Below are 26,456 nucleotides of genomic sequence, written 5' to 3'. Positions count from 1 at the left end.
ACTACTTGCCGGACTTGGCGCGCGAAGCGGTGCGCGAGCGGTCCTTCTGGTCCAGGACGACCTTGCGGATGCGGACGGCCTCCGGGGTCACCTCGACGCACTCGTCGTCGCGGCAGAACTCCAGGGACTGCTCCAGGGAGAGCTTGCGCGGCGGCACCACGTTCTCGGTGTTGTCCGCCGAAGCCGCACGCATGTTGGTGAGCTTCTTCTCCTTGGTGATGTTCACGTCCATGTCGTCGGAGCGCGAGTTCTCGCCGACGATCATGCCCTCGTACACCTCGGTGCCGGGGTCGGTGAACAGGACGCCGCGCTCCTGCAGGTTGATCATCGCGAACGGCGTGACCGAACCGGAGCGGTCGGCGACCAGGGAACCGTTGTTACGGGTCACCAGCGGGCCGAACCACGGCTCGTGGCCCTCGTGGATCGAGTGGGCGATGCCGGTGCCGCGCGTACCGGTCAGGAACTCGGTACGGAAGCCGATGAGGCCGCGCGACGGGACGACGAACTCCATGCGGACCCAGCCGGAGCCGTGGTTCGACATGTTGTCCATGCGGCCCTTGCGGACGCCCATGAGCTGCGTGACCGCGCCCATGTGCTCCTCGGGGACGTCGATCGTCATGCGCTCGACCGGCTCGTGCGTCTTGCCGTCGATCTCCTGCGTGACCACCTGCGGCTTGCCGATGGTCAGCTCGAAGCCCTCGCGGCGCATCTGCTCGACCAGGATGGCGAGCGCGAGCTCACCGCGACCCTGGACCTCCCAGGCGTCGGGGCGCTCGGTGTCGAGCACGCGGAGCGAGACGTTACCGACCAGCTCGCGGTCCAGACGGTCCTTGACCTGGCGGGCGGTGACCTTGCGGTCCTTGACCGCGGACTTGGCGTCCGCGCCCTTGCCGCTGCCGCCGCGGCCGACCATCGGGGAGGTGTTCGTACCGATGGTCATGGAGATCGCCGGCTCGTCGACCGAGATCAGCGGGAGCGCGATCGGGTTCTCCGGGTCGGCCAGCGTCTCGCCGATCATGATGTCGGGGAAACCGGCGACGGCGCAGATGTCACCGGGGCCCGCCACCTCGGCCGGCTTGCGGGTGAGCGCCTCGGTCATCATCAGCTCGGTGATGCGGACGTTGGAGATCGTGCCGTCACGCTTGATCCACGCGACGGTCTGACCCTTGCGGAGCTCACCCTGCTCGACGCGCACCAGGGCGATGCGGCCCAGGAAGTTGTCGGCGTCCAGGTTGGTGACGTGGGCCTGGAGGGGGGCCTCCTCGTCGTACACCGGGGCGGGGACGTGCTCCAGGATGGTGGAGAAGAACGGCTCCAGGCTGTCGCTGTCCGCGGGGACGGTGCCGTCCTCCGGCTTGGTCAGCGACGCGACGCCGTCACGGCCGCAGGCGTAGACGATCGGGAACTCGATCTGGTCCTCGTCCGCGTCCAGGTCCAGGAACAGGTCGTACGTCTCGTTGACGACCTCGTCGATCCGGGAGTCCGGGCGGTCCGTCTTGTTGATGCAGAGGATGACCGGCATCTTCGCCTGCAGGGCCTTGCGCAGGACGAAGCGCGTCTGGGGCAGCGGGCCCTCGGACGCGTCGACCAGCAGGACGACCGCGTCCACCATCGACAGACCGCGCTCGACCTCACCACCGAAGTCGGCGTGGCCGGGGGTGTCGATGATGTTGATCGTGATGGGCGCCCCGCCGGACTTGGGGTGGTACTTCACCGCCGTGTTCTTGGCGAGGATCGTGATGCCCTTCTCACGCTCCAGGTCGTTCGAGTCCATCATGCGGTCGTCGAGGTGCTGGTGGGCGGCGAAGGCACCGGCCTGCTTGAGCATGGCATCGACGATGGTCGTCTTGCCATGGTCGACGTGGGCGACGATGGCGACGTTACGGATGTCGTGGCGCGTGGGCACTTCGGCGCTTCTCCCGGGATCGTGGATGGCGTCGCGTACGGCCTGGCACGCGCGCCTCGACCGGGCGAAAACCTGCCACGGCCTTACCCCATCGTACGTCGGTTGGCGGGAACCGGCTGCCGGGGGGTCTGTCAAGAGGCCGGACGAGCGAGGACGGCCGGGTGTGGGGTGGGGAGTCCCGGCCATCGGTGGAGCCTGTGTTCATGCGGGTCAACGGGTATGCACGACCTTGCCCGCCGGGTGTCCGGCGGGCAAGGGACTTGAGTCACTTCTGAGCTTGTGACCCGCGGGTCACCGGGTGGCGCACCCGTTTGTCACCAGTTCTCCTCCGGCGGTACGCCCGCCGGCCGCCCCTACTTCTTCTTGTCCTTCGCCTGGACGGCCTTCTTCCAACCGATGTCCTGGAAGCGGGGCGCTCCCAGGCCGAAGGCGCCGGCATTGACCAGACCGGGCTTGGCCGCCACCAGCTCGGGGCGCTGGTAGAGCGGGACGGATCCGGCGGCGGCCCAGATCCGGGCGTCCGCCTTGCGCATGAGTTCGCGGGCCTGCTTCTCGTCGAGCTCGCCGAGGGCCTCGTCGAAGAGCTGGTCGATGTGGTCGGTGCCGACGCGGGTGTAGTTCTGTTCGACGAGGAGCGAGCCGTCGGCGGCCGGCTCCGGCTTGGCGAAGATCGGCCGGGCGTCGGTGGCCGGGTAGGCCGTCGCGGGCCAGGAGTAGAGCGCCAGGTCGTACTGGCCCGAGGCGATGTGGTCCTTGAAGAAGCTCTCGTCCGCGACCTTGGTGATCTCGGTGCCGATGCCGATCTCGCGCAGGGTCCGGGAGATCCGCTCGCCGACCGAGCGCAGGGCCTCCGAGCCCGGGCCGGCGGGGAGCACGAAGCGCAGGGTGAGCTGCTTGCCGTCCTTGGCGAGCATGGTGCCGGAGGTGCGGGCCGTCTGCTTGACGGGGGCGGGGGCGGGGCTGGCCTCCGCGGGCTCCTTGGCGTCGTCCCCGTCCGCCGCGGCCGTGCCTTCGGCGGCCTCGGCGCGCTTGCCGTCGTCCACCGCCTCGGCCTGCGCGAGCAGGACGTCCTCCTGCTGGGCGGCGAGGGAGGCCGGGGCCAGGGCGGCGGCCGGCCGGTCCTCCCCGGCTCCGGGGCCGCCCGGCAGGAAGGCGTCGGCGTCGACGATCTCCCCGTCGAGGCCGTACGCGGATCCGTCCGGGAGCGGCGGCAGGACGTCCTGCCCCTGCTCGCCCCCGTGGTCGCCGGGCGCCGCGGCGGGGCGGCCCGGGAGGGCTCTGGTGCGGGCGGTCAGCTGGGCGGCCGCCGAGCGCAGGTCGCCGTTGCGGCCGTCGTCCTGGCCGACGATGTACAGGCCGTCGTTGCCGGTGCCCGGCCCCGCGGCGGCCGAGGGGGTCTTCGAGTCGTCCTTCGCGGCGCCCTCCGGGCCCGCCTTGGTGCCGGCGGGGTCGGTCAGCCGGCCGCCCCGGCGCCAGCCCGCGTCGGCGAGGAGCGCCTGGGAGGCCTTCGGGTCCCGGCCGCCGAGGGCGTCGCTGTTGTCGGCGTACGCCTGCTGCCCGGCGAGGGCCAGGTGGCTGCCGACGGGCTCGGCGGGCAGGCCGAGCGGCTTGAGCACGATCTCGGCCAGCGCCTTGCGGTCCAGGGCGCGGGCGATGGCGCGCCGGACCCGTTCGTCGGCCAGCGGGCCGGAGGCGCCGTTCATGGCGAGCTGGGTGTAGGCGGGCTCCAGCGACTTGCGGACGGCGAAGGTGCGCAGGGCCGCCTGCTCGTCGGCGTACTTCTTGACGGCGTCGGCGTTCTTCTGCCGCAGTTCCTGTTCCTCCCGGGCCTTGCCCTCGTCCGCGCCGTGGGCCAGCGCCCAGGACAGGGTGGCCTGCGCGGGCGTCAGGGCGGCGCCGGGGCCGTGCGCCCCGTTCGCACCCCGCGCGCGCCCGGCGTCGCGGTGGGCGAGGGCGATCCGGTCGGCGCCCGCCCGGTCGAGCTCCCCGAGGTCGATCCTCCCGGCGGCCAGCGCGGCGGGCCGCTGCGCGCGGGGCACCGCCGTCAGGACGAGGGTGTCGAGCTTGGCCGGCTGACCCCACCAGCGCGGGTTGCGGGTCAGCGCGGCGGTGCCGGTCTTCTTGTCGATGGCACCGAGGGAGAAGGGTCCGGCGGTGACCTTGAGGGTGCCGCGGGCGCCCTCGTTGAAGGCGTCCGGGGTGCCGGTGACCTGCTTCGGGTACAGCGGGCTGAACAGCGAGCGCCAGTCCGCGTACGGCTTGGAGAAGGTGACCTTGACCTCCAGGTCGGTCTTGCCCTTCTCGATCTTCTCGATCCGGTCGTAGCCCGCGTTGCGGGCCGTCCAGTACGCCGAGTCCTTGCCGTTCAGGGCCCGCCACTGGGCGACGAAGTCGGCGGCCCCGATCTCACGGCCGTCGCTCCAGACCGCCTGCTGGTGCAGCTTGTAGAGGACGACCTGCTTGGGCTCGCGTGCGACGACCTCGGCCTTCTCCAGGTAGTCGGGATTGGCCACGGGCCGACCCTTGCCGTCCAGGACGAACAGGTGCGGCAGGACCGCGCCGGCGATGCGGGAGGTGGTGGCGTCCGCGTCGGCCTGGAACGTGTTCAGCGTGTTCGGCAGGCTGTCCACCGCCCAGCGCAGGACACCGCCGTCGGTGACCCGGTCGCGGGCCGTCGTCGCGATGTCCGGACCCGCTGCGGCCCGTCCACCTTCCTCGTCGCCCGCGCCGCAGCCCGCGAGGAGCGGCAGTGCGAGGACTCCCGAGGTCAGGAGCGCCAAGGACCTGCGCGTTCGCTGGGACATGGGTGGTACCTCCGGAGCGGGGCGTGATGGGACGCGAGAAATGGGGTCAAGATCACGTTCGGCGGTATATGGAGCTGATCACACTGGTGTTGAAACCCACTGAAATAGACAGCCCCCCGGGCTCCCCGCAGCCGGACCGCGCCACGCCGCGAACCCCACCCGGGCGGACCAATCCGGCCCGTGGCCCGGGCGGTCGTTGCGCCGATCGAGGGACGGAAGGGAGCGGGAGGGGCGCGCGTTTCGGCCTGCGCGCCCGCAATCGCCGCACGTCTCTTCACAACCGGGGACGGGAGGGGCGACACTCGCAGGCGCCCATGAGCACGGTCACCGCACCCGCGGAAGTGAGGGCACGTCATGTCCCTGCAAGACGATCTGACCGCCGTACGACGCAACCTGAACGAGCTGGTCCGCTCGGTGGAGCGGCTTGAGCGAGACGTCGCCCGGCAGGCATCGGGCGACGCGCCGCGGCCGCCCGGTCAGGCCCCGATGATCACCGTCCCGGACACGCCGTACGACAGCACCCTCTGGACGGACTCCGACGACGAGGGCCTCGGCGCCCGCGACCGTCGCGCCCCCTGACGCGGCGTCGGACCGTCCGTACCCACCCCATCTGGCCCGGCGCCCGCGGCGCCGGGTCTCCTGGGCCACCCCTCGACACTCCACCCGGAGTTCTCCTTGGCCACAGGCACGGAACCATCCCAGCAGCGGCCCGGCGGCGTCCACGGGCCCTCCCGGGCCGCCATCGCGGCCCGGCACCTGCGGACCGACCGGTGGTGGCTCTCGCCCGCCGGCACCGCGGCCGGGCTGCTCGCCTTCATCGCGTACTCGACCTGGCGGGCGTTCGCCAACGCCCACTACTACGCGGCCCCGTACGTCTCCCCGTTCTACTCCCCCTGCCTGGCGGAGAACTGCGAGCGGATGCGCGGCGGCCCCAACCTGGACCTGTTCGGCAGCTGGTGGGGTCTGTCCCCCGCGCTGCTGATCCTGATCTTCCCGCTCGGCTTCCGGCTGACCTGCTACTACTACCGCAAGGCCTACTACCGGGGCTTCTGGGCGTCGCCGCCCGCCTGCGCCGTCGCCGAGCCGCACTCCTCGTACACGGGTGAGACGCGCTTCCCGCTGATCCTGCAGAACGCGCACCGCTACTTCTTCTACGCGGCGGTCCCGGTCGCCGCGATCCTCACCTACGACACCGTGCTGACCTTCCGCGACGCGCACTACGACTGGGGCCACGCGGGCCTGGGCACCTTGATCTTCCTGGCCAACACCGTGCTGATCTGGGCGTACACCCTGTCCTGCCACTCCTGCCGGCACATCATGGGCGGCCGCCTGAAGCACTTCTCGAAGCACCCGGTGCGCTACCGCCTGTGGGGCTGGGTCAGCCGGCTCAACGCCCGCCACATGCAGCTGGCGTGGGCCTCGCTGATCAGCGTCGCCCTGTGCGACCTCTACGTGTACCTGCTGGCCACCGGCACCTTCGACGACCCGAGGATCTTCTGACATGGCGCAAGTCGACCGGCAGCAGTGGGACGTGGTCGTGGTCGGCGCCGGCGGCGCCGGACTGCGGGCCGCCATCGAGGCCCGGGAGCGGGGCGCGCGGACGGCCGTGATCTGCAAGTCCCTCTTCGGCAAGGCCCACACGGTGATGGCGGAGGGCGGCATCGCCGCCTCCATGGGCAACGTGAACGGGGGCGACAACTGGCAGGTCCACTTCCGCGACACCATGCGCGGCGGGAAGTTCCTCAACCAGTGGCGGATGGCCGAGCTGCACGCCAAGGAGGCACCGGACCGGGTCTGGGAGCTGGAGACCTGGGGGGCGCTGTTCGACCGCACCCCCGACGGGAGGATCTCGCAGCGCAACTTCGGCGGCCACGAGTACCCGCGCCTCGCGCACGTCGGCGACCGCACCGGCCTGGAGCTGATCCGCACGCTCCAGCAGAAGATCGTCGCCCTCCAGCAGGAGGACTTCAAGGAGCACGGGGACTACGAGGCCCGGCTCAAGGTCTTCCAGGAGTGCACGGTCACCCGGGTCCTGAAGGACGGGGACGCCGTCTCGGGGGCCTTCTGCTACGAGCGCGAGTCGGGCCGCTTCTTCGTCCTGGAGGCCCCGGCGGTGGTGCTGGCCACGGGCGGTATCGGCAAGTCCTTCAAGACCACCTCCAACTCCTGGGAGTACACCGGCGACGGGCACGCGCTGGCCCTGCTCGCCGGAGCGCCCCTGCTGAACATGGAGTTCGTGCAGTTCCATCCGACCGGCATGGTCTGGCCGCCCTCGGTCAAGGGGATCCTCGTCACCGAATCGGTGCGCGGTGACGGCGGGGTGCTGCGCAACAGCGAGGGCAAGCGGTTCATGTTCGACTACGTCCCGGACGTCTTCAAGGAGAAGTACGCCGAGTCGGAGGAGGAGGGCGACCGCTGGTACGAGGACCCGGACCACAACCGGCGTCCGCCCGAACTGCTCCCCCGCGACGAGGTGGCCCGGGCGATCAACTCCGAGGTCAAGGCGGGCCGCGGCTCCCCGCACGGCGGGGTGTTCCTGGACGTGTCGACCCGGATGCCGGCCGAGCGGATCCGGCGGCGGCTGCCCTCCATGTACCACCAGTTCAAGGAGCTGGCGGACGTGGACATCACCGCCGAGGCGATGGAGGTCGGCCCGACCTGCCACTACGTGATGGGCGGGATCGCGGTCGACTCCGACACCGCGGCGACGGTGGGCGTGCCCGGGCTGTTCGCCGCCGGTGAGGTCGCGGGCGGCATGCACGGCTCGAACCGGCTCGGCGGCAACTCCCTCTCCGACCTGCTGGTGTTCGGCCGTCGGGCCGGCCTGCACGCGGCGGAGCACGCCGCAGCGGCCGGGCCCGCGCGGCCGGCCGTCCCCCAGGGTCAGGTCGACGCGGCGGCGGCGGAGGCCCTGGCCCCCTTCCACGCCGCCGAGGGCGCGGAGAACCCGTACACGCTCCACCAGGAGCTCCAGACGACCATGAACGACCTGGTCGGCATCATCCGCCGGGAGGGGGAGATGGCCGAGGCGCTGGAGAGGCTCGCGGGGCTGCGCGTACGGGCCGCCCGGGCCGGGGTCGAGGGGCACCGGCAGTTCAACCCGGGCTGGCACCTGGCGCTGGACCTGCGCAACATGCTGCTGGTCAGCGAGTGCGTGGCCCGGGCGGCGCTGGAGCGCACCGAGAGCCGGGGCGGACACACCCGCGAGGACTGTCCGGCGATGGAGCGGGACTGGCGCGCGGTGAACCTGCTGTGCGTCCCGGCGGAGCCCGGGCCGGACCCCGCGGACCCGGCGGCCGACCGGATCGCGCTCGTCCGTACCCGGACCGAACCCATCCGCCCCGACCTGCTCGCGCTGTTCGAGAAGGACGAGCTGGTCAAGTACCTCGCCGAAGAGGAGCTCTACGAGTGACTACCTACGATGCCGCCTTCCGGGTCTGGCGCGGCGACGCCGAGGGCGGCGAACTGCGGGACTTCACCGTCGAGGTGAACGACGGCGAGGTCGTGCTGGACATCGTGCACCGGCTCCAGGCGACGCAGACCCCGGACCTGGCGGTGCGCTGGAACTGCAAGGCGGGCAAGTGCGGTTCGTGCAGCGCCGAGGTCAACGGGCGGCCGCGGCTGCTGTGCATGACGCGGATGTCCGTCTTCGACCGGGACGAGACGGTCACGATCACTCCGCTGCGGGCGTTCCCCGTGGTCCGGGACCTGGTCACCGACGTGTCCTTCAACTACGCGAAGGCGCGGGAGGTACCGGCGTTCGTCCCGCCGGAGGGGGTGCCGGCGGGCGCGTACCGGATGGACCAGGTGGACGTGGAACGCTCGCAGGAGTTCCGCAAGTGCATCGAGTGCTTCCTGTGCCAGGACACCTGTCACGTGGTCCGTGACCACGAGGAGAACAAGGGCGCCTTCGCCGGTCCGCGCTTCCTGATGCGGGTCGCCGAGCTCGACATGCACCCGCTGGACGCGGCGGCCGAGGCCGGTCTGGACCGCGGGCGCGCGGCCCAGGAGGAGCACGGGCTCGGCTACTGCAACATCACCAAGTGCTGTACGGAGGTCTGCCCCGAGGGCATCCGGATCACCGACAACGCCCTGATCCCGCTGAAGGAGCGGGCCGCGGACCGCAAGTACGACCCGCTGGTGTGGCTGGGGAGCCGGATCCGCAGGCGCGGCGCGCCGTAGGGCCGACGCGGTCCCATCGACCCGCCCCCCTGCCGTTCACTTCGCCGTGGACAATGCCCCCTGGGGAAACGTCATTGACGTGGAGTCAGGGGGCATGCGCGGTGCGGGTGGGGGATGAACTGGCGGGCCGGTACCGGCTGGACGAGCGGCTCGGTCGGGGCGGGATGGGCGAGGTGTGGCGCGGGCACGACCTGAGCCTGGACCGGTCGGTCGCGGTGAAGGTGCTGCTGGAGGCGGCCACGGGCGACGAGCCGGCCGCCCGGTTCCGGCGCGAGGCGACGATCGGCGCCCGGCTCCAGCACCCCGGGATCACCGTGGTGCACGACGTGGGCCGGCAGGACGGCCGGCTGTTCATCGTCATGGAGCTGCTGTCCGGCGAGGACCTGGCGGCGGTACTGGCCCGCTCCCCGGGCGGGCTACCGGTGGCGACGGCCCTCGACCTGGCCGCGCAGACGGCCGAGGCCCTGTCCGCGGCGCACGCGCAGGCCGTGGTGCACCGGGACCTCAAGCCCGGGAACCTGTTCCTGCTGCCCGGCGGCCGGCTCAAGATCTGCGACTTCGGCATCGCGCACTCCTCGGACGCGACGGCGGGCTGGACGGTCACGGGCCGGATGTTCGGCACGCCCGCGTACATGGCGCCCGAGCAGTGGCGGGGCGAGCGGGTCGACGCCCGGTGCGACCTGTACGCGCTGGGGTGCGTGCTGTACGCCCTGCTGAGCGGGGAGCCGCCGTTCGGCTCGACCGGCAGCCCGTACGCCCTCATGCTGCGCCACGTGGAGGAGGCCCCGGCGGCGCTGCCGGTGACACCGGACGTGGCCGCGCTGCTGGCGACGCTGCTGGCGAAGTCCCCGACCGACCGCCCCGCGTCGGCGGCCAAGGCCGCGGCGGCGCTGCGCGCGCTGGAACGGGCGGTGGGGTCGGGGGCCCCGGTGGCGGCCGCGGCGGGCACCGCCGAGGCGACTGCGGCGGTCCGGTCGGCCGGGGGCGCCGGGGCCGGGGGCGCCGGGGCCGGGGGCGCCGGGGCGGCGGGGGCGGGCGTCGGCGGGGCGCGGGCCGGGAGCGCCGGGCCGGGGGGCGGGCCCCGGCCGGCCCGGCCGGCCGCCGCCGGGGATCGGGCGGGCGCCGCCCCGTCCCGGACGCGGGACGCGGCCCCGCCCGGGGAGGTGCTGTGGCGCTCCCGCGTCCGGCCGCAGGCCCTGCACGCCGCCGGGGACAGCGTGGTGTGGCGCAGCGGGCACGAGGTGGGCTCGGTGTGGGCCGCCACCGGTGCGGGACTGTGGACGGCCCGCGCCGACGAGGGCGTACCCGCGTCGGAACTGCCCACGGTCTCGGCCGTGTCCTCGGCGGCGGACACCGGGTCGGTGTACGTGGCCGTGTCGGGCCGGGACGGCGAGGGCGTCCGCGTACTGGCCCGCGAGGCCGGCGACGGCCGGGTCCGCTGGTGGCGCGACCTGCCGGAACCACCGGCCAGGACTCCGGCGCTCACCGCGACCGGCGGGCTGGTCCTGTACGGGGCGGGCGGCGGACTCACCGCCCTGGACGGGGCGAGCGGGGAGACCGTGTGGCGGTACGGGGTCCAGGGGACCATCTCCCGCCGGCCGACCGTCTCCGGGAACTGCCTGGTCCTGGCGGACGGCCTGCTCCTCACCGCCCTGCACCTGCCCACGGGGAAGCCGCTGTGGCACTGGCCGCGCAACACGCACCGCGGCGGGCCGAGGCTGCCCGGCGGTCCGGTGCACGTGACGGACGGGAAGACGGTACGGGCGCTGCACCGGCGGGAGGGTCACGTCGTCTGGCACTTCGACGCGGGAACTCCGGCGCCGACCGGGATGCTGGCCCTCGACGACACCGTGCACGTGGCCGCGCACCGGGCGCAGGAGGGCTGGGACACGGTGTGCGCGCTGGACGCGGAGAGCGGGGCGGTGCGTTGGCGCCGACCGCTGGTCCGGCGTCAGGGGCCGGACTGCGCGGTCGAGCTGCTGGGCGCCGGGCCGGCTCGGCACGACGTGCGGGGCGCGCCCGGCGCGCGGGACCTGCTGTACGTGAAGGCCGCGGACGGCGGCCGGGGCGGGCTGCTGGGCCGCACGCCCCGGCCCCCGTTCCTGGCCGCCCTGGACCTGCTGAGCGGGGAACTGCGCTGGCAGTGGGAGCACGCGGGCATCGGGAGCGCGGTGCGGACCGGGGGCGGCGTCGCGGTCGCCCTGCCGGAACTGACCGCCGTCGCCGTCCCGTAGCCGGGGCCGGGCGGTCCCGGCCGGGCCCGCCCGGGGCCACGGCAGGCGGCCCACTCCGGGTGCGGGCGGGGCGAACCGCCCATAATCTCCGAAATGTGACTCCGCCCCCCTGGACGAAGAGGCGCTCCGCCGCCCGGATACCCCTGCGCACCGGACTGGCCCTGGCCGCCGCGCTGCTGGCGTTCGGCGGGTGGGGGGTGGTCGGGGCGCCCGTGGCCCGCGCCGAGGATCCCGTCACCCTGTCACGACAGGGGCAGGTCACCGACCGCGTCGGGGCCGTGGGCGACCGGCTGCCCGCGGTCACGGCGGCTTTGGACAAGCTGTACGCCGACCGCCGGATCCAGCTCTTCGTCACGTACGTCAACGACTTCTCCGGGCGCTCCGCGCAGAGCTGGGCGGACGCCACGGCGCAGAAGAACGGGCTGGGGCAGAACGACGTCCTGCTCGCGGTGGCCACCGGGGCCCGGCAGTACGCCTATTCGGCCGATACCGAGTCCGGTTTCACGGAGCAGCAGCTGGCGGACGTCGCCCGGACCGCCATCGAGCCCGCCCTGAAGGAGAACGACTGGGCGGGCGCCGCGATCGGCGCGGCGAACGGCTACGGCGCGGTGCTCGGCGGGCTGCCGGTCCCGGTCCCGGCCATCACCCCCGGCGAGGCCGATCCGGGTGGCGGCGCGGGCGGCGAGAGCGGCGCGGGCGACTTCGTCCTGCCGGTCGTCGCCGTCGGCGCGGCCGGCGCGCTGGGTGCGTACGCGTACAGCCGCCGCAAGCGCGGCAAGGGCGGCGGCCGCGGTGCGGCGACCTCGCACGCGGGCTGGGACGGACAGCGGGCGGAGGTGTCGCTGCCGGAGCTCGACGCCCGGGCGAAGGCGCTGCTGGTCGGGACGGACGACGCGGTCCGCACCAGTACGGAGGAACTCGGCTTCGCCTCGGCGCAGTTCGGCGACGAGGCCGTCGGCACCTTCACGGAGGCCGTGGCGCACGCGAAGGACGAGCTGACGCACGCCTTCCGGCTGCGCCAGCAGCTCGACGACGCCTACCCGGAGGACGACGCGACCCGGCGCCGGATGCTGGACGAGATCGTGGCCCGCTGTACGGAGGCCAACCGTCGGCTCGACGCGGAGTCGGAGGCCTTCGACCGGCTCCGGGACCTGGAGAAGAACGCCCCGCGGGCGGTGGAGACCGTCGAGGCGCACCTGGGGGAGCTGACCGGGCGCACGACGACGGCGGTGGCGACGCTGACGGCGCTGGCCGGGCGGTACGCGGACTCCGCTTCGGCCCCGGTGGCCTCCAACCCGGAACAGGCCAAGGACCGGCTGCTGTTCGCGACGACCCACCTCGGTGAGGCCCGGGCCGCGCTCCACGAGGAGGAGAACGGCAGGGCGGCCGTGCACGTACGGGCGGCCGAGGGCGCGGTGGACCAGGCGGCCACCCTGGTGGACGCGGTGGAGCGGCGGGCCCAGGAGCTGGCGGAGGCCGCCGGGAAGCTGCCGGGCGCGCTGACGGAGACGGAGTCCGACCTCGCCGACGCCGCCGGGCTGCTGACGGGCACCGCGGAGGGCGTCTCGACGGCGGACCTGCGCGGCCGGATCGGCCGGGCGCAGGCCGTACTCGCGGACGTGCGCCGGGAGCAGGAGGCCGGGCGGTACGACCCGATCGACGCGCTGCGGCGCGTGGAGGAGGCCGACGCGGCCCTCGACGAATCGCTGGCCGGGGCGCGGGAGCAGGAGTCGGGCCGGCGTCGCGCGGTGGGCCTGCTGGACCAGGCCCTGTTGTCGGCCCGCAGCGCGATCGGCGCGGCGACGGACTACATCACCACCAGCCGGGGTGCGGTCGCCAGCCAGGCCCGGACCCGGCTGGCGGAGGCGCAGCGGCACCTGGAGCGCTCGGTGTCGCTGGCCGCGACGGACCCGGCGGGCGCGCTGACGGAGGCGCAGCAGGCGGACTCGCTGGCCCGGCAGGCGCAGCAGCTGGCGGAGCAGGACGTACGGGCGTACCAGAACCCGTACGCCGGTTCCCGCGCCGGCGGCGGCCGGGGCGGGGCCGTGCTCGGCGGCATCATCCTCGGCGAGATCCTGCGCGGCGGCGGGGGCTTCGGCGGGGGCGGGTACGGCGGCCGGGGCGGCTTCGGCGGTGGGGGCGGCGGCGGGAGCCGCGGTCCGGGATCCTTCGGCGGCGGCGGGACGCGCGGCCGGATGGGCGGTGGCGGCCGCTTCTGACCGACCGGCGTGACCGTGCCTGGTACCCGTACCCGCACCGGCACCCGCACCGGCACCGGCACCGGCACCGGCACCGGCACACCGCGATATGCGACATGCGACATGCGACCCGTAACGCCTCGTGCAAGGACGTCGACGTCCCCTCACCAGGAGAGAGACCCATGAGCAAGCAGACCATCCTCGGCCGCGTCACCCAGCTCGCGAAGGCCAACATCAACGCGCTGCTGGACCAGGCCGAGGATCCGCAGAAGATGCTCGACCAGCTGATCCGCGACTACACGAACAACATCTCGGAGGCCGAGCAGGCGGTGGCCACCACCATCGGCAACCTGCGGATGCTGGAGGCGGACCACAAGGAGGACCGGGACGCGGCCGCCGAGTGGGGCGACAAGGCGCTGGCGGCCAGCCGGAAGGCGGACGAACTGCGGGCGGCGGGGAGCGTCGCGGACGCCGACAGGTTCGACAACCTCGCGAAGGTGGCCCTGGGCCGGCAGATGCAGTCCGAGCGGGAGGCGAAGACGGCCGAGCCGACGATCGCCGCCCAGACGGAGGTCGTCGACAAGCTGAAGTCGGGCCTGGCCTCGATGAAGGACAAGCTGACGGAGCTCCAGGCGAAGCGGGACGAGCTGGTGGCCCGGGCCAGGACCGCGCAGGCGCAGAACACGATGATGGACGCGGTGAAGAACATCGACGTCATGGACCCGACCAGCGACCTGAACCGGTTCGAGGAGAAGGTCCGCCGGGAGGAGGCCATGGCGGCGGGCAAGCAGGAGCTGGCGGCCTCCTCCCTGGACGCGCAGTTCGAGTCCCTGGAGGACCTCGGCAAGAGCGCGGAGATCGAGGACCGCCTCGCCGCCCTCAAGGCGGGCAGGCCGGGCCGGGCGGCCTGATCCGGACACGGACCGACCCCCGGCCCGCCCCACGTGAGGGCGGGCAAGGGGGTGCCGCGGCGGGGGGTGCGGTCTCGCACCCCCCGTGCCCGGCTATCCGTACAGGGCGAGGAGCTGTTCCGCCGTCAGTTCGGTGACGGACTCCCCCGGGCCGCCCGGCATGGGCAGCGGCAGTTCGAACCAGACGGTCTTGCCCCGGTGGGTGCGGCGGGTGCCCCAGCCCGCGGAGAGCAGGCCGACGAGTTGCAGGCCGCGGCCGCCCTCGTCGGTGTCCCGGGCCCGGCGGCGGCGGGGTTGGGCCAGGTTCGCGTCCCACACCTCGCACACCAGGGTCCGGTCCAGCAGCAGCCGTAGCCGGATCTCGCCCTCGCCGTACCGCAGCGCGTTCGTCACCAGTTCACTGACCAGCAGTTCCGTGGTGTCGAGCAGGCCTTCGAGTCCCCAGGCGGGCAGTTTGCCCCGGGCCAGTTCGCGGGCGCGACCCACCGAGCGGGCCTCGCGGGGCAACTGCCAGTCGCCGACCGCGTCCAGGGGCAACCCCTGCACCCGGGCCATGAGCAGGGCGATGTCGTCCTCCCCGTGCCGGGTGTCGAGGGTGTTCAGCACGTGGTCGCAGACGTCCTCCAGCGGGCGCACCGGATCCGCGAGGGCTTCGCGCAGTCCGCGCAGCCCCTCCTCCAGCGGGTGGTCGCGGGATTCGACCAGCCCGTCGGTGTAGAGGGCCAGCAGGGCGCCCTCCGGCAGTTCCACCTCGACCTCCTCGAAGGGTTCGCCGCCCACGCCGAGCGGCATCCCGGTGGGGATCTCCAGGAGCAGGCCGGGGCGGGGGGCGCCGCCCTCCTCGGCCGGTTCGACCAGCACGGGCGGCATGTGGCCCGCGTTGGCGATGGTGCAACGCCGGGTGACCGGGTCGTAGACGGCGTACACGCAGGTGGCGAGGTAGACCTCGGAGCGGTCGGCGTCCCGCGAGTGCAGGGCGGCGCGTGAGGCCTGCTGGGAGCCGCCGGGGGCGCCGAGACCGCGCGCGACCTCGTCGAGGGCGGTGAGCACCTCCGCCGGTTCGAGGTCCAGCAGGGCCAGGGTGCGGACGGCGGTCCGCAGCTCGCCCATGGCGACGGCGGCCCGCAGGCCGCGCCCCATCACGTCGCCGACGACGAGCGCCGTGCGGTGTCCGGGCAGCTCGATGACGTCGAACCAGTCCCCACCGACCTCGGTCGCCGCGTTCCCCGGCAGGTACCGGCAGGCGATGTCGAGTCCGGCGGCCTCCGGGTCACCGGGGGGCAGCAGGCTGCGTTGCAGTATCAGGGCCCTTTCGTGTTCCCGCCGGTAGAGGCGGGCGTTGTCGATGCAGACGGCCGCCCGGGCGGCCAGTTCGACGGCGACGGCCCGGTCCCGCTCGCCGAAGGGCTCGCTGCCCTTCGTACGGGAGAACTGGGCGAGGCCGACCACCGTGTCGTGGGCCACCATCGGCACCAGCAGCGTGGACTGCACGAGGTCGTCCGACCCCCCTGCGGGGGCGAGCCGGGGTCGCGCCGTGCGCAGGGCCAGTGCCCCGGGCGAGGCGGCCGGATAGCGGTGGATCTCCCCTACGGAGACCAGCGCGCCGGGCCCCGACAGCGGGGCGTCCGACACGGCGGAGGCGAAGGCGACCCGCCGCAGCGGCGCGGACGGGGCGCGCCCGGCCCCCTGCCCGGGCAGCGAGGGCACTCCGGGGCCCTGCGGACGGGCGGGGCGGTCGTCGTCCCCGAGCAGCAGCCCCTGGTAGAGGTCGACGGCGGCCAGGTCGCAGAAGCCCGGGACGGTGACGTCCAGGAGTTCTCGGGCGGTGGTCTCCAGGTCGAGGGAGTTCCCGATCCGGTGCCCGGCCTCGTTGAGGAGGGCGAGGTTGCGGCGCACCCCGGCGGCCTCGCGGGCGGCGAGGTGGCGACGGGTGACGTCGGTGCCGAGGCCGGCGATGCCGATGGGCAGGCCGGTGCCGCCGTGGACCCGGTAGAGGTTGATGGACCAGTGGCGCTTCTCGCGGCTGCCCGGGGCCGCGCCGGTGATCCTCAGGTCGGTGACGGACTGACCGGTCTCCAGGACCCGGCGCAGGGCGTCGGCCATCCGGTCTGCCTCGTGGGCGGGCAGGTAGTCGTGCACGGTCCGGCCGCGGTGCTCCTCCACGGCTCCGCCGAACACGGTCGCGAAGCGGCGGTTGGCGCGCTGCACGGTGAGGTCCGTACCGAAGAGCAGGAACCCGAAAGGAGATTGGCCGAATATCGCCTGCGAAGCCGCGAGATCGGATTCGATCCGCCGCAGCGCGCGCACGTCGACCACGACGCACAGCGCCGCCCGCTCGGCGGTCTCGGTCAGCGTCGGCATCACATAGATCTCGGCCACCCCGTGCGCCCCGTCCCCATCGGGGATCCGGAAGGGGACCAGGCCCGTCCACTCCTTGCCGTCGAGGATCTCCGCGACCTTGCGGTGCCCACCGGCCCGCAGCTCCGGGGGCATGAAGGCCTCGACCGGGTCGCGCCCGACCGCCTGGGCGGCGGTGAGCCCGAACAGCTCCTCGGCGCGCAGGCTCCACTGGTCGACGAGCCCGTCCGGACCGATCGAGAAGGAAGCGACCTTTATGTAGTCATATATCGAGCCAGGCGGACTGCTGTGCCACAAGGAGTCGTGCCATGTCTCCCTGGGCACTCGGCCCTGATGTGCCTGCGCAGGTATCTCGCTCACGCGACCGTCCCCTCCAGCTCACCGCAACCGGACCGGCCATGACCGAAGTATTCAGCACCACGGCCCCGGACGGCACGGCGTTCACGATCACAAAAAGGTCCCGTTGTTTTCGAGCCACGTCCGGTGATCGTTGGCCACCCTTCACCTTGTTACTCACCAGGAAGAGCCAACTCGAACCACACAGTCTTGCCCGATTTCCCGTGGCGGGTTCCCCAACGCTGCGCCGAGACGGCCACGAGGTGGAGCCCCCGGCCCCCTTCGTCGTCCGGCTGGGCGACCTTCGCGCGGGGCGGATCCGGAAGCGGATCGGAAACTTCCACGAGCAGCGCGTCGCCGGCCGCCAGGTCCCCGGCGGCCGGTTTGCGCCGTACCAGACGGACCCCGATGGGGCCGGAGGCGTAGCGCAGGGAGTTCGTCACCAGCTCACTGACCAGCAGGACGGTCACGTCGCCGACGGAGTCCAGGCCCCAGGAACGCAGCGTGCCGCGAACGGCGTGGCGGGCGGTGCGGACGGCACCGGGTTCGGCGGGGAAGGCCCATTCGGCACGTTCACCGTCTGCGTCGATCACGCCGATCACTTCCCGGGCCAGCAGTGACCCCAGTCCGGTTCGTCGGGGACGAAAGGGGGACGAGATAGGGATTAATAGCGACATACCCGATATTCGGGGCGTCGTACCACTCGATCCCCCACGCACCGGCGCACGGTGGCGCAGACGGCCTACCGCGCGAGCCTCACGCGCCCCGGTGCGCCCCGTCGTGCGGCTCCGGGAGCGCGGCGGCGCGCAGCCGGCGCCCGGCCTCGGCGACCGCGGGCCGGTCCTGGTCGAGCCAGTCCACGGAGTCCAGCTCGGCGGGCCCCAGCCAGCGCAGCTCGTCGTGGTCCTCCAGCGGGGCGGGCTCCCCGGACAGCAACCGGGCCGTCCACACGTGCAGCACGAGACCCGGTTTGAGCGGCCACTCCCCCGGGATCCGCTCCAGCGCCTCGGTCTCGACCCCGAGCTCCTCGCGCAGTTCGCGCACCAGCGCCTCGGGTACGGATTCGCCGGGTTCGGCCTTGCCCCCGGGGAGCTCCCAGCGCCCGGCCAGCTCGGGCGGGGCGCTGCGCCGGGCGGCCAGCAGGCGCCCGTCATGACAAAGGGCTCCGCCCACGACCACGCGTTCAGTCATGGACGGAGCCTATGCCAGGGCCGTCGGCGTTCCGGCGGCCTCAGTTCGTCGTGGCGGTCTGGCTGCCCTGTCCGATCCGCTCGACCCAGTAGAGCTGCTTGTGTCCCCGGTCGTCGAGGCTGTCGACGACCTTCTGGGCCTCGGCCCGGGTGGGGTACCGACCCACCCGGTAGCGGTTGCCGTTGTCGTCCTGACGTATGACCAGCCATGGGAGCAGGGCACCGCTGTCGTTCATCGCGCTTCACCCTCCGCCGATGTACCTGCCCAGGAAACCGCATTGCGCATATGCCCGAGCTTACGCCCGACCTTTACTGTGCGGATACGGTTTTTCACGAAGAGGTACCTTGAGGGCGTACGCATCCGGCCAGGCGTACGAAAGGGCCGTGTGCGCCGGTTCAGACCCGGCGTACGGAAGGCATCGGCAGGGCCACCGCCCCGACCGCCGCCCCCTTGCGGCAGACGTCGCCGCAGGTGGCGTCGAGGGAACAGCACAGCGAGCAGATCGGCCCGGCCTGGGCCGGGCAGTCGGCGATGTCCGGGAGCTCGTACGCCGCCACGCAGACGGAACACGTGTGCGTGGCGGTGATGTCCGCGACCTCCACGCCGGGGCCGTTCACGGTGTTCGGCCTGGCCAGGTAGTACTTCCCGCCGGTCGCCCAGGCGATCAACGGGCACAGCACGAGGGCCAGTCCGGCGGCGATGAAGGTGGAGAAGGCCTCGGCCCAGGTGCCGAAGAGTCCGAAGAAGGCGAGGATCGACACCGTGGAGGCGATCACCATCGCGCCGAAACCCGCCGGGTTGACGGCGTACAGATAGGCCCGCTTGAACTCGATGTACGGCGGGCTCAGTCCGAGCCGCTTGTTGATCACGAGGTCGGTGGCGACGGCGGCGATCCAGGCGATGCCGACGTTGGAGTAGAAGCCCAGCAGCTTGCCGAGCATCGCGAACATGTTGAGCTCCATCAGCGTCAGCGCGATGCCGAGGTTGAGGAAGATGTACCAGACCCGGCCGGGGTGGCGGTGGGTGATGCGGGAGAAGAAGTTGGACCAGGAGAGCGAGCCGCTGTAGGCGTTGGTGACGTTGATCTTGACCTGCGACACGATGACGAACAGCGCGGCGGCGGGCAGGGCGAAGCCGCCGAGCCAGGGGCGCAGCGCCTCGATCTGCGGGGCGATCGGTTCCAGGGCGTGCGTCCGGCCGACCGCCTCCAGCGCGACGAAGGCGAGGAAGGCCCCGCCGAGCTGCTTGGCGGCGCCGATGATCACCCAGCCGGGTCCGGCGGCGAGTACGGCGAGGTTCCACCTGCGACTGTTGGCGGCGGTCCTGGCCGGCATGAAGCGCAGGTAGTCGGCCTGCTCGCCGATCTGCGCGATGAGCGAGAGGGCGATTCCGGTCCCGAAGCCGAAGCCGATCCAGGAGAAGCCGGCGCCGGCTCCTTCGGTCCCGCCGAAGTGGGTGAAGGCGCCCCAGGCGTCGGGCGCCTCGAAGGCGAGGACCAGGAAGGGCAGCGCGAGCCCGACCAGCCAGACCGGTTGCGTCCAGGCCTGCACCTTGGCGAGGGCGCCCATGCCGCGGAAGACGACCGGGATCACGATGAGGGTGGTGACCAGATAGCCGATCTCGACGGGCAGGCCGAAGGCCTGGTACATGGCCTGGGCCATGATCGAGCCTTCGAGGGCGAAGAAGATGAAGGTGAAGGAGGCGTAGATGAGCGAGGTCAGGGTGGAGCCGAAGTACCCGAAGCCGGCGCCGCGCGTCACCAGGTCCATGTCCAGCCCGTACGTCGCGCAGGCGCGCGCGATCGGGATGCCGGTCAGGAAGATGACGGCCGCGGCGGCCAGGATCGCGGCGGCTCCGCTGGTGAATCCGTAGGCGAAGACGATGGACGCGCCGATCGCGAAGTCGGCGAGGTAGGCGATCCCGCCGAGCGCGGTGCCGGCGACGGTGCCGGGTCCCCACCGGCGGAACGCGTGCGGCGCGTACCGCAGCGAATAGTCCTCGCGGCTCTCGTCGGCCGCGAGCTTGGCGTAACTGCGGGCCGGCGGCGCGGGGGCGGGAGTGGTGGCGGTGTCGGTCATGCCGCCCGACGCTAGGTCCGGCACGTGACGGCCCGTCACTCCCGCGCGTTGCCCCCGGGTAACACCCACCCGCCCGGCGTCACCGCCCGGTAAACACCACCGCACCCGCCGTCCGCTCACCGATACGCACCCCGCCGGCCCCGGAGCACGCCCCCGGGCCCGGCTGTCGCGCGGCTACCTCACCGGCAGGTGGTAGGCGAGCCGGTAGCGGTCCGCCGGGACGACGACGTCGGCCGTTTCCACCGCCCGCCCTGAAGCGAAGTACGTGCGGCTGACGACGAGGACCACGTGGCCCGGGACCCCACCGAGCGACATGATCTCCTCGGCCAGGCCCGGTCTCGCGCCGACCTCCTCGACCACGTTGTCGACGACGACGTCGATCGCGGCCATCCGGTCGACCACCCCGGAGCCGCCCAGCGGCCCCTCCTCCGGCAGCATCACCGGGGTCCGGCCGGTCACCGCGAGCGGCTCCCAGGAGGTGGAGAGCATCATCGCCTCCCCCGCGTCGCGGAACACGTACCGCGTGCGCATGACCCGGTCGCCCGGTTCGATGCCGAGCCGCTTCGCGATCTCGGCCGGCGCCGGCGCCTGCTCGCTGTTCGACTCCCACGTGCCGCGCGCGCCCGTCTCCGCCTGCTCCTGCCGGAACGGCGTCGACGCGCCGCCCGTGCGGTAGCCGGAACGCGCGACCCGGCGCGGTACGGGCTGCTCGCGCACGTAGGTGCCGGAGCCGGAGCGGCCCTCGACCAGCCCTTCGGCCATGAGGACTTTGCGCGCCTCCAGGGCGACGGTGTCGGAGACCCCGTACTCCTCGCGGATCCGGGCCTGTGAAGGGAGCCGGGCATGCGGGGGCAGGGACCCATCGACGATCTTCCGTCGCAGATCACCGGCGACGCGAAGATAGGCCGGCTGCTCACCGAAAGTCACTGGCCACTCCCATCAGGTTGACAGACAGCTACACCCTGGCAACCGACGGTTGTACTGCGCAAGCACGGGCCAGAGTTTCACCCGAAGTGATGAAGCCAGGTCACTCAAACCCGTCACCACGCGTTACCCACCGGGCCCCGAACCGATTCCGCCACCACTACCGCCACGACTACCGCGACCGATCCCGCGCGCGACCCCGCCTCCCCCGGCGGCGGCACCCTCAGACCGATTCCGCCGAAGGCGCGCCCCCCGCATCCTCGCCCGCGTCGCCCGGGTAGTCCTCGAGCCACTCCGGAACCACGGTCGACAACCCGTAGGCGCCGCGCAACGCCTTCTCCGTGTCGACGGAGACCGCCGCCAACGCCTGGTCCCACGCGGCCTGGAAATCGGCCGGCCGCGAGGCTCCCGACGCCTTCTGCCAGGCCCGGCGCGCCGCCTCGATCTCCCCCAGCTGCGCGGCCGCCGCCGGACCCGTGCCCGGCCGTCGCGTCACGTCCTGGAGCATCCGCACCTCCGCGCCCAGCGCCTCCTCGACCTCCCGCGCCCACGTCCGGTACCGCGGCAGCGCGTCGGCGACCTCCGCGTCGGGGCCGCGCCCCAACGCCTGGTCCGCCGTGTTCAGCGAACGCAGCAGGGTCACCTGCTCGGGCGTCAGCATCCCCTCGTCCTGGCGCAGGCTGCCCCGGTGATCCTGTTCCGAGGTGCCGATCACGCAGATCAGGCGCCGGTCGCCCTCCCGCCAGGACTCGCGCGAGGGCGCGAAGTAGAACATCTCCGCGTAGGCGGGCAGCGCCCACGTGTCCATCGCGTACGCGTCCTGCGCCTTCCAGCACAGGTCCGTGACCGTCTGCTGGAGCTTCTGCGTGCCGGGGAAGGCCGCCGTGTCGAGCAGGGTCGTGGAGGTCACCTCGGCGTCGTGCACCTGCCCGCAGCCGATGCGGTGGGCGAGGGGGTCCTCGTCGAGGAGGTCGCCGCCGGGGACGTTGAAGCACTCGCCCGCCCGGAGCTCCTCCATGACGGCCGGCTCGCCCTCGACCTCCTCGTACGCGCGGGAGGGACCCATCCGGTCCAGGAAGGCCCTGCCGTAGGCGTCGATGCCCACCACCGCGACGACGGTCATCGCCAGCGAGACCACCAGGCCCACGACGGCCAGCGGTCGGCCCCGTTCCCGCTTGCGCGCGATCTGCGCCAGCGCCACGACCCCGAAGACGATCCCGAGCGGCGGGAAGCACAGCAGCCCGACCAGCAGGGAGGCGAGGGCGAACCCGTTGAGCGCGGGCGGGTACGCGTGGGCCGGCGGCCCCCACACCGGCTGCGGGGGCGGCGGAGGCCAGTGGTGGCCGGGACCGGGGGCCTGCGGCGGGGGCGGGGTGCTCACAGGGTGAGGTGCTCCATCACGGGGGGCGCGAACGAATGCGCGAAATAGTACGCAGCGGGGGCGACCGGCCATCCGGTCGCCCCCGCGTTCATCGCGCGATCCAGCCTGTTATCGCGCCCCTTGCCACCCGGTCGCCCGGGAGGTCGTCAGAACTGCAACGCCCACGAGTCGATCTTGCCGACGTCGGCGCCCGCCAGGTCGGCGACCCGCAGCTTCCAGACCCCGTTGGCGACCTCGGAGGAGGCGTTCACGGTGAAGGTCTGGATGATGTTGTCCGCGCTGCCGCCGGTGCGGTTGCGCAGGTTGTAGACGGTGCCGTCGGGGGCGACGAGGTCGACCTTCAGGTCACCGACGTAGGTGTGCTTGATGTCGACCGGCACGCTCAGCGTGGCCGGGGCGTTGCCGGAGATCCCACTGACGGTGATCGGCGACTCGACGGTGGAGTTGTCGTTGATCGCGTAGTCGTTGAGGTTCTCGAAGCGGGTGCCCGGACCGGGCGGGGTGGTGCCCCCGCCCACGTTCAGCAGCCGGTTCGGGGAACCGGTGCCGGCACCGGTGACCACGTTCGGGGTGGCCGCGGCGACCAGGCCCGCGGAGACCTGCGCCGGAGTGCCGGCCGGGTTCTGCGAGAGGTAGATCGCGGCCGCGCCCGCGACGTGCGGGGAGGCCATGGACGTGCCCGAGATGGTGTTCGTCGCGGTGTCCCCGGTGCCCCACGTCGAGGTGATGTTGGAGCCCGGCGCGAAGATGTCCAGGATGCTGCCGTAGTTGGAGAAGCTGGACTTGGCGTCGGTGTTGGTGGTCGAGCCGACGGTGATGGCCTCGCCGACGCGCGCCGGGGACTTGGTGCTCGCGTCCGTCGACTCGTTGCCCGCCGCGACCGCGTACGTGATGCCGGCGGCTATGGAGTTGCGTACGGCCGTGTCGAGGGCGGAGTCCGCGCCGCCGCCGAGCGACATGTTGGCGACGGCCGGCTTGACGGCGTTGCGCGTCACCCAGTCGATGCCCGCGACGACCTGGGCCGTGGTGCCCGAGCCCTGGTTGTTGAGCACGCGGACGCCGACGATCTTGGCCTTCTTGGCCACGCCGTGCGCCGTGCCGCCGACGGTGCCCGCCACGTGGGTGCCGTGGCCGTGGCCGTCCTGGGCGGTGTTGTCGTTGTCGATCGCGTCGTAGCCGTAGGAGGCGCGACCGCCGAAGTCCTGGTGGGTGATCCGGACGCCGGTGTCGATGATGTAGGCGGTGACGCCCTCGCCGGCCTTGTCCGGGTAGGTGTAGCTGTTGTCCAGCGGGAGCGAGCGCTGGTCGATGCGGTCCAGGCCCCAGGACGGCGGGTTGGGCTGGGTGGCGTCGACGGTGAAGAGGCGGTTCTGCACGACCGACTTGACGGCGGGGTCGGCGGCGAGCTTTCTGGCCTGCGCCTCGGAGACCTCGACGGAATAGCCGTTGAGGGCGGCGCTGTAGGTCCGGTCGATCTTCGCGCCGTACCGCTTGGCGACGGCCTTGCCGCTCTCGGCGGTGGAGCGGGCGGCGGAGTCGTTCAGGGTCACGATGTAGCTGCCGGAGATCGCTCCCTCGACACCTGCGTTCTCGATGACGCCCAATGCGCCGCGGTCGGCCGCCGAGGCGGGTAGGGCGGCGGCCGCGCCGAGCGCGAGGGCCACGACGGCGGTCGCGCTGATGCCGGCGATCTTCCGGCGGGTGTGACGCATCACGGACATGTGAGGGGTCCTCCTCATAGGTGGTGCGCTGCGGGGGGTGTGCGACGGCGCACGAAGACCCTGAAAGGCATGTTCATGACAATGAACGGTGCCCAACAGGCCGTCGCCTCCGAAAGGTTGACCCACCTGTGCGGCATCCCACAAGAGGACAACGGACGCGTAACATCCGTGCCATACAACGGCCATGATTGAGCAAAGGCGTTCCGCACATGACGCACGCACTCCCTGGTTATGTCTGCTCCGAGGACGGCACCCGCGCGGACGTGCGGACCGCCCCGTGGTGCTGCCCGGTCTGCGGTGGCCCTTGGGACCTCGACTTCGCACCCGATCCGGCCATCGCCCTGGAGCCGTCCGCCGGCCCCCATTCCCTGTGGCGCTACGCGGCCGCGCTGCCGCTGCCGGGGGCGTTCTCGGTCTCCCTGTCCGAAGGCCACACCCCGATGGTGCCGCTGACGGAACGCGTTCACGCCAAACTCGACTTCCTGATGCCGACCCTGTCCTTCAAGGACCGCGGCGCCGTGATGCTCGCGGAACTGGCCCGCCGGCTGGCGCCCGAGCGGGTCGTCGCGGACAGCAGCGGCAACGCCGGCACGTCCGTGGCGGCCTACTGCGCGCGGGCCGGACTCACTTGTGAAGTTTTCGTGCCCGAGGGCACCTCGCCGAAGAAGACCGAGCAGATGCGGGCCCACGGGGCGACGGTACGGATCGTGCCGGGCGGTCGCGAGGCCACCGCACTGGCCGCCCGGGCCGCCGCGGACGCCCCCGGGGTCTTCTACGCGAGCCACGTCTTCAATCCCTACTTCCTCCAGGGCACGAAGACGTACGTGTACGAGATCTGGGAGGCCATGGCGGGCCGACTGCCCGAGGTCCTGGTGGTCCCGGTCGGCAACGGCACCCTGTTGCTCGGCGCCGCGCTGGCGGTGGAGGAGCTGGCCCGGCGCGGGGTGCGGCCCCCCGCGCTGATCGCGGTGCAGGCGGCGGCGGTCGCCCCGCTGGCCACCGCGTTCGCCGCGGGGGCAAAGGACGCGGAGCCGGTGCCCCAACTGCCGACCCTGGCCGAGGGGATCGCCATCCCGGCGCCACCACGGGCCCGGCAGATCCTGGCGGCCGTACGGAAGTCCGGCGGCACGTTCCTGACCGTCCCGGACGACCGGCTGCGCGAGGCCCGGCGCGACCTGGCCGGCCGCGGCCTCTTCGTCGAGCCGACGGCGGCGGCCTGCTGGGCGGCGGTCCGCCCCGGCGCCCCCGACGACCCCCTCCAGGGCCGCACCGCGGTGATCCCGCTGTGCGGGGCGGGGGCGAAGACGGGGCCGCAGGCGTAACCGGGCGGGCGCGGGCTCCGGCGGGCACCGTGACATGGTGTCGGAAATCCGCCAGCCCCCGCGGGGCCGCTCTGGTGAACTGCACCCATGACCGACACCCGTGACCTCGCCTCCCGCGCCGCCGCCTTCGCCGCGCTGCACACCCCCGCCGCCCCGCTCGCCCTCGCCAACGCCTGGGACGTCGCCAGTGCCCGCGTCGTCGAGGCCGCCGGGTCCCGCGCCGTCGCCACCACCAGTGCGGGCGTGGCCTGGTCCCTCGGGTCGCCCGACGGGGACGCCCTCGCCCGCGAGCGGGCCCTCGACCTGATCGCCCGCGTGGCGGGCGCCGTGTCCGTGCCCGTCACCGCGGACATCGAGGGCGGCTTCGGCGCCGACGCCGCCGGGGTCGGGGAGACCGTCACCGGGGTGCTGGCCGCGGGCGCCGTCGGCGTCAACATCGAGGACGGCGACCGCGCCCCCGCCGACCACGCGGAGCGACTGGCCGCGGCCCGCGCCGCCGCGGAGGCCGTCGGGGTGCCGCTCTTCATCAACGCCCGCGTCGACACCTACCTGCGCGGCCTCGGCGCCCCGGGGACCCGGCTCGACGAGACCCTGGCCCGCGCCGCCGCCTACCTCGAAGCCGGTGCCTCGGGGATCTTCGTGCCCGGCGTCGTCGACCCGGACACCCTCGCCGAGCTCGCCAAGGGCATCGACGCCCCGCTCAACGTCCTCGTCGGCCCGGCCGCGCCGTCCGTCGCCGAGCTGGGCGCCATCGGGGTGGCCCGGGTCAGCCTCGGGTCCTGGGTCGCGGAGGCCGCGTACGCCGTGGCCCGTCGCGCCACCGAGGAACTGCTCGCGGGCGGTACGTACGGCTCCCTCGCCGACTCGCTCTCCTACGGCGAGCTGAACGGCCTGCTCGAGGGCTGAGAAG

19 protein-coding genes are annotated in these 26,456 nt (G+C 73.0%); 9 read left to right on the top strand and 10 right to left on the bottom strand.

Annotated features, from left to right (window positions below):
* Window position 1: 1 nt before the first annotated feature.
* Window positions 2–1,906, bottom strand: coding sequence for a translational GTPase TypA (gene typA, locus ACFY0I_RS02050; protein ID WP_388888833.1), 1,905 nt, complete (start codon window positions 1,904–1,906; stop codon window positions 2–4).
* 353 nt (window positions 1,907–2,259) lie between these two features.
* Window positions 2,260–4,710 (bottom strand): ABC transporter family substrate-binding protein, encoded by a 2,451-nt coding sequence (locus tag ACFY0I_RS02045; protein WP_388888831.1) that lies wholly within the window; start codon window positions 4,708–4,710, stop codon window positions 2,260–2,262.
* Window positions 4,711–5,064: 354 nt separating this feature from the next.
* Here ACFY0I_RS02045 and ACFY0I_RS02040 point away from each other — a divergent pair, with 354 nt between their 5' ends.
* From ACFY0I_RS02040 to ACFY0I_RS02010, 7 genes are all read left to right on the top strand, one after another.
* Window positions 5,065–5,289, top strand: a complete 225-nt coding sequence (locus tag ACFY0I_RS02040) for a hypothetical protein (RefSeq protein ID WP_388888828.1) — start codon at window positions 5,065–5,067, stop codon at window positions 5,287–5,289.
* 96 nt (window positions 5,290–5,385) lie between these two features.
* Window positions 5,386–6,210, top strand: coding sequence for a hypothetical protein (locus ACFY0I_RS02035; protein WP_388888825.1), 825 nt, complete (start codon window positions 5,386–5,388; stop codon window positions 6,208–6,210).
* 1 nt (window position 6,211) lies between these two features.
* On the top strand, window positions 6,212–8,122 hold the full coding sequence (locus tag ACFY0I_RS02030; RefSeq protein WP_388888823.1) for a fumarate reductase/succinate dehydrogenase flavoprotein subunit: 1,911 nt from the start codon (window positions 6,212–6,214) through the stop codon (window positions 8,120–8,122).
* Window positions 8,119–8,892, top strand: coding sequence for a succinate dehydrogenase/fumarate reductase iron-sulfur subunit (locus ACFY0I_RS02025; RefSeq protein WP_388888820.1), 774 nt, complete (start codon window positions 8,119–8,121; stop codon window positions 8,890–8,892). The genes ACFY0I_RS02030 and ACFY0I_RS02025 overlap by 4 nt, the downstream gene beginning before the upstream one ends.
* Window positions 8,893–8,993: 101 nt before the next feature.
* Entirely contained in the window at window positions 8,994–11,126 is a 2,133-nt protein-coding gene (locus ACFY0I_RS02020) for a protein kinase (protein ID WP_388888817.1), read from the top strand.
* Between the two features lie 95 nt (window positions 11,127–11,221).
* Window positions 11,222–13,345, top strand: a complete 2,124-nt coding sequence (locus tag ACFY0I_RS02015) for a TPM domain-containing protein (RefSeq protein WP_388888814.1) — start codon at window positions 11,222–11,224, stop codon at window positions 13,343–13,345.
* Between the two features lie 161 nt (window positions 13,346–13,506).
* On the top strand, window positions 13,507–14,235 hold the full coding sequence (locus tag ACFY0I_RS02010; protein ID WP_388888812.1) for a PspA/IM30 family protein: 729 nt from the start codon (window positions 13,507–13,509) through the stop codon (window positions 14,233–14,235).
* Between the two features lie 93 nt (window positions 14,236–14,328).
* Here the strand turns inward: ACFY0I_RS02010 and ACFY0I_RS02005 are convergent, their stop codons facing one another.
* The 8 genes from ACFY0I_RS02005 to ACFY0I_RS01970 all read right to left on the bottom strand — a co-directional run bounded on the left by ACFY0I_RS02005 (window position 14,329) and on the right by ACFY0I_RS01970 (window position 24,224).
* The gene (locus ACFY0I_RS02005) at window positions 14,329–16,953 is read right to left on the bottom strand and encodes a SpoIIE family protein phosphatase (RefSeq protein WP_388888809.1); all 2,625 of its coding nucleotides are present in this window, start codon (window positions 16,951–16,953) and stop codon (window positions 14,329–14,331) included.
* A gap of 149 nt (window positions 16,954–17,102) precedes the next feature.
* Complete coding sequence (locus tag ACFY0I_RS02000; RefSeq protein ID WP_388888806.1) at window positions 17,103–17,531, bottom strand: ATP-binding protein; 429 nt, start codon at window positions 17,529–17,531, stop codon at window positions 17,103–17,105.
* Between the two features lie 154 nt (window positions 17,532–17,685).
* Window positions 17,686–18,120 (bottom strand): (deoxy)nucleoside triphosphate pyrophosphohydrolase, encoded by a 435-nt coding sequence (locus tag ACFY0I_RS01995; protein ID WP_388888803.1) that lies wholly within the window; start codon window positions 18,118–18,120, stop codon window positions 17,686–17,688.
* A gap of 40 nt (window positions 18,121–18,160) precedes the next feature.
* Entirely contained in the window at window positions 18,161–18,355 is a 195-nt protein-coding gene (locus tag ACFY0I_RS01990; protein ID WP_267012425.1) for an SPOR domain-containing protein, read from the bottom strand.
* 160 nt (window positions 18,356–18,515) lie between these two features.
* On the bottom strand, window positions 18,516–20,198 hold the full coding sequence (locus ACFY0I_RS01985) for a purine-cytosine permease family protein (RefSeq protein ID WP_388888801.1): 1,683 nt from the start codon (window positions 20,196–20,198) through the stop codon (window positions 18,516–18,518).
* Between the two features lie 174 nt (window positions 20,199–20,372).
* Window positions 20,373–21,125 carry a GntR family transcriptional regulator gene (locus tag ACFY0I_RS01980; RefSeq protein ID WP_388888798.1) on the bottom strand — a complete coding sequence of 251 codons (753 nt, stop codon included), beginning with the start codon at window positions 21,123–21,125 and terminating at the stop codon, window positions 20,373–20,375.
* Between the two features lie 220 nt (window positions 21,126–21,345).
* Window positions 21,346–22,503: a DUF4190 domain-containing protein gene (locus ACFY0I_RS01975; protein WP_388888796.1), complete on the bottom strand. Its 1,158-nt coding sequence runs from the start codon at window positions 22,501–22,503 to the stop codon at window positions 21,346–21,348.
* A 146-nt stretch (window positions 22,504–22,649) separates the two neighbouring features.
* Window positions 22,650–24,224 (bottom strand): S8 family serine peptidase, encoded by a 1,575-nt coding sequence (locus ACFY0I_RS01970; RefSeq protein WP_388888793.1) that lies wholly within the window; start codon window positions 24,222–24,224, stop codon window positions 22,650–22,652.
* 209 nt (window positions 24,225–24,433) lie between these two features.
* Here ACFY0I_RS01970 and ACFY0I_RS01965 point away from each other — a divergent pair, with 209 nt between their 5' ends.
* Window positions 24,434–25,546, top strand: a complete 1,113-nt coding sequence (locus ACFY0I_RS01965) for a pyridoxal-phosphate dependent enzyme (RefSeq protein ID WP_388888791.1) — start codon at window positions 24,434–24,436, stop codon at window positions 25,544–25,546.
* Window positions 25,547–25,633: 87 nt separating this feature from the next.
* Entirely contained in the window at window positions 25,634–26,452 is an 819-nt protein-coding gene (locus tag ACFY0I_RS01960; protein WP_388888789.1) for an isocitrate lyase/phosphoenolpyruvate mutase family protein, read from the top strand.
* Window positions 26,453–26,456: the final 4 nt, after the last annotated feature.

It is taken from the genome of Streptomyces sp. NPDC001568 (assembly GCF_042893755.1).
Classification (GTDB): domain Bacteria; phylum Actinomycetota; class Actinomycetes; order Streptomycetales; family Streptomycetaceae; genus Streptomyces.
The sequence above is the reverse complement of the archived record's forward strand: the minus strand, read 5'-3'. Positions and strand labels throughout refer to the sequence as shown.

Bases quoted from the DNA above. Each gene is read 5' to 3' on its own strand.
- ACFY0I_RS02030 (WP_388888823.1), top strand. From the start codon at position 6,212: ATGGCGCAAGTCGACCGGCAGCAGTGGGACGTGGTCGTGGTCGGCGCC.
- ACFY0I_RS01970 (WP_388888793.1), bottom strand. From the start codon at position 24,224: ATGTCCGTGATGCGTCACACCCGCCGGAAGATCGCCGGCATCAGCGCG.
- ACFY0I_RS02045 (WP_388888831.1), bottom strand. From the start codon at position 4,710: ATGTCCCAGCGAACGCGCAGGTCCTTGGCGCTCCTGACCTCGGGAGTC.
- ACFY0I_RS01990 (WP_267012425.1), bottom strand. From the start codon at position 18,355: ATGAACGACAGCGGTGCCCTGCTCCCATGGCTGGTCATACGTCAGGAC.
- ACFY0I_RS01965 (WP_388888791.1), top strand. From the start codon at position 24,434: ATGACGCACGCACTCCCTGGTTATGTCTGCTCCGAGGACGGCACCCGC.
- ACFY0I_RS01995 (WP_388888803.1), bottom strand. From the start codon at position 18,120: ATGACTGAACGCGTGGTCGTGGGCGGAGCCCTTTGTCATGACGGGCGC.
- ACFY0I_RS02040 (WP_388888828.1), top strand. From the start codon at position 5,065: ATGTCCCTGCAAGACGATCTGACCGCCGTACGACGCAACCTGAACGAG.
- ACFY0I_RS02010 (WP_388888812.1), top strand. From the start codon at position 13,507: ATGAGCAAGCAGACCATCCTCGGCCGCGTCACCCAGCTCGCGAAGGCC.
- ACFY0I_RS01985 (WP_388888801.1), bottom strand. From the start codon at position 20,198: ATGACCGACACCGCCACCACTCCCGCCCCCGCGCCGCCGGCCCGCAGT.
- ACFY0I_RS01960 (WP_388888789.1), top strand. From the start codon at position 25,634: ATGACCGACACCCGTGACCTCGCCTCCCGCGCCGCCGCCTTCGCCGCG.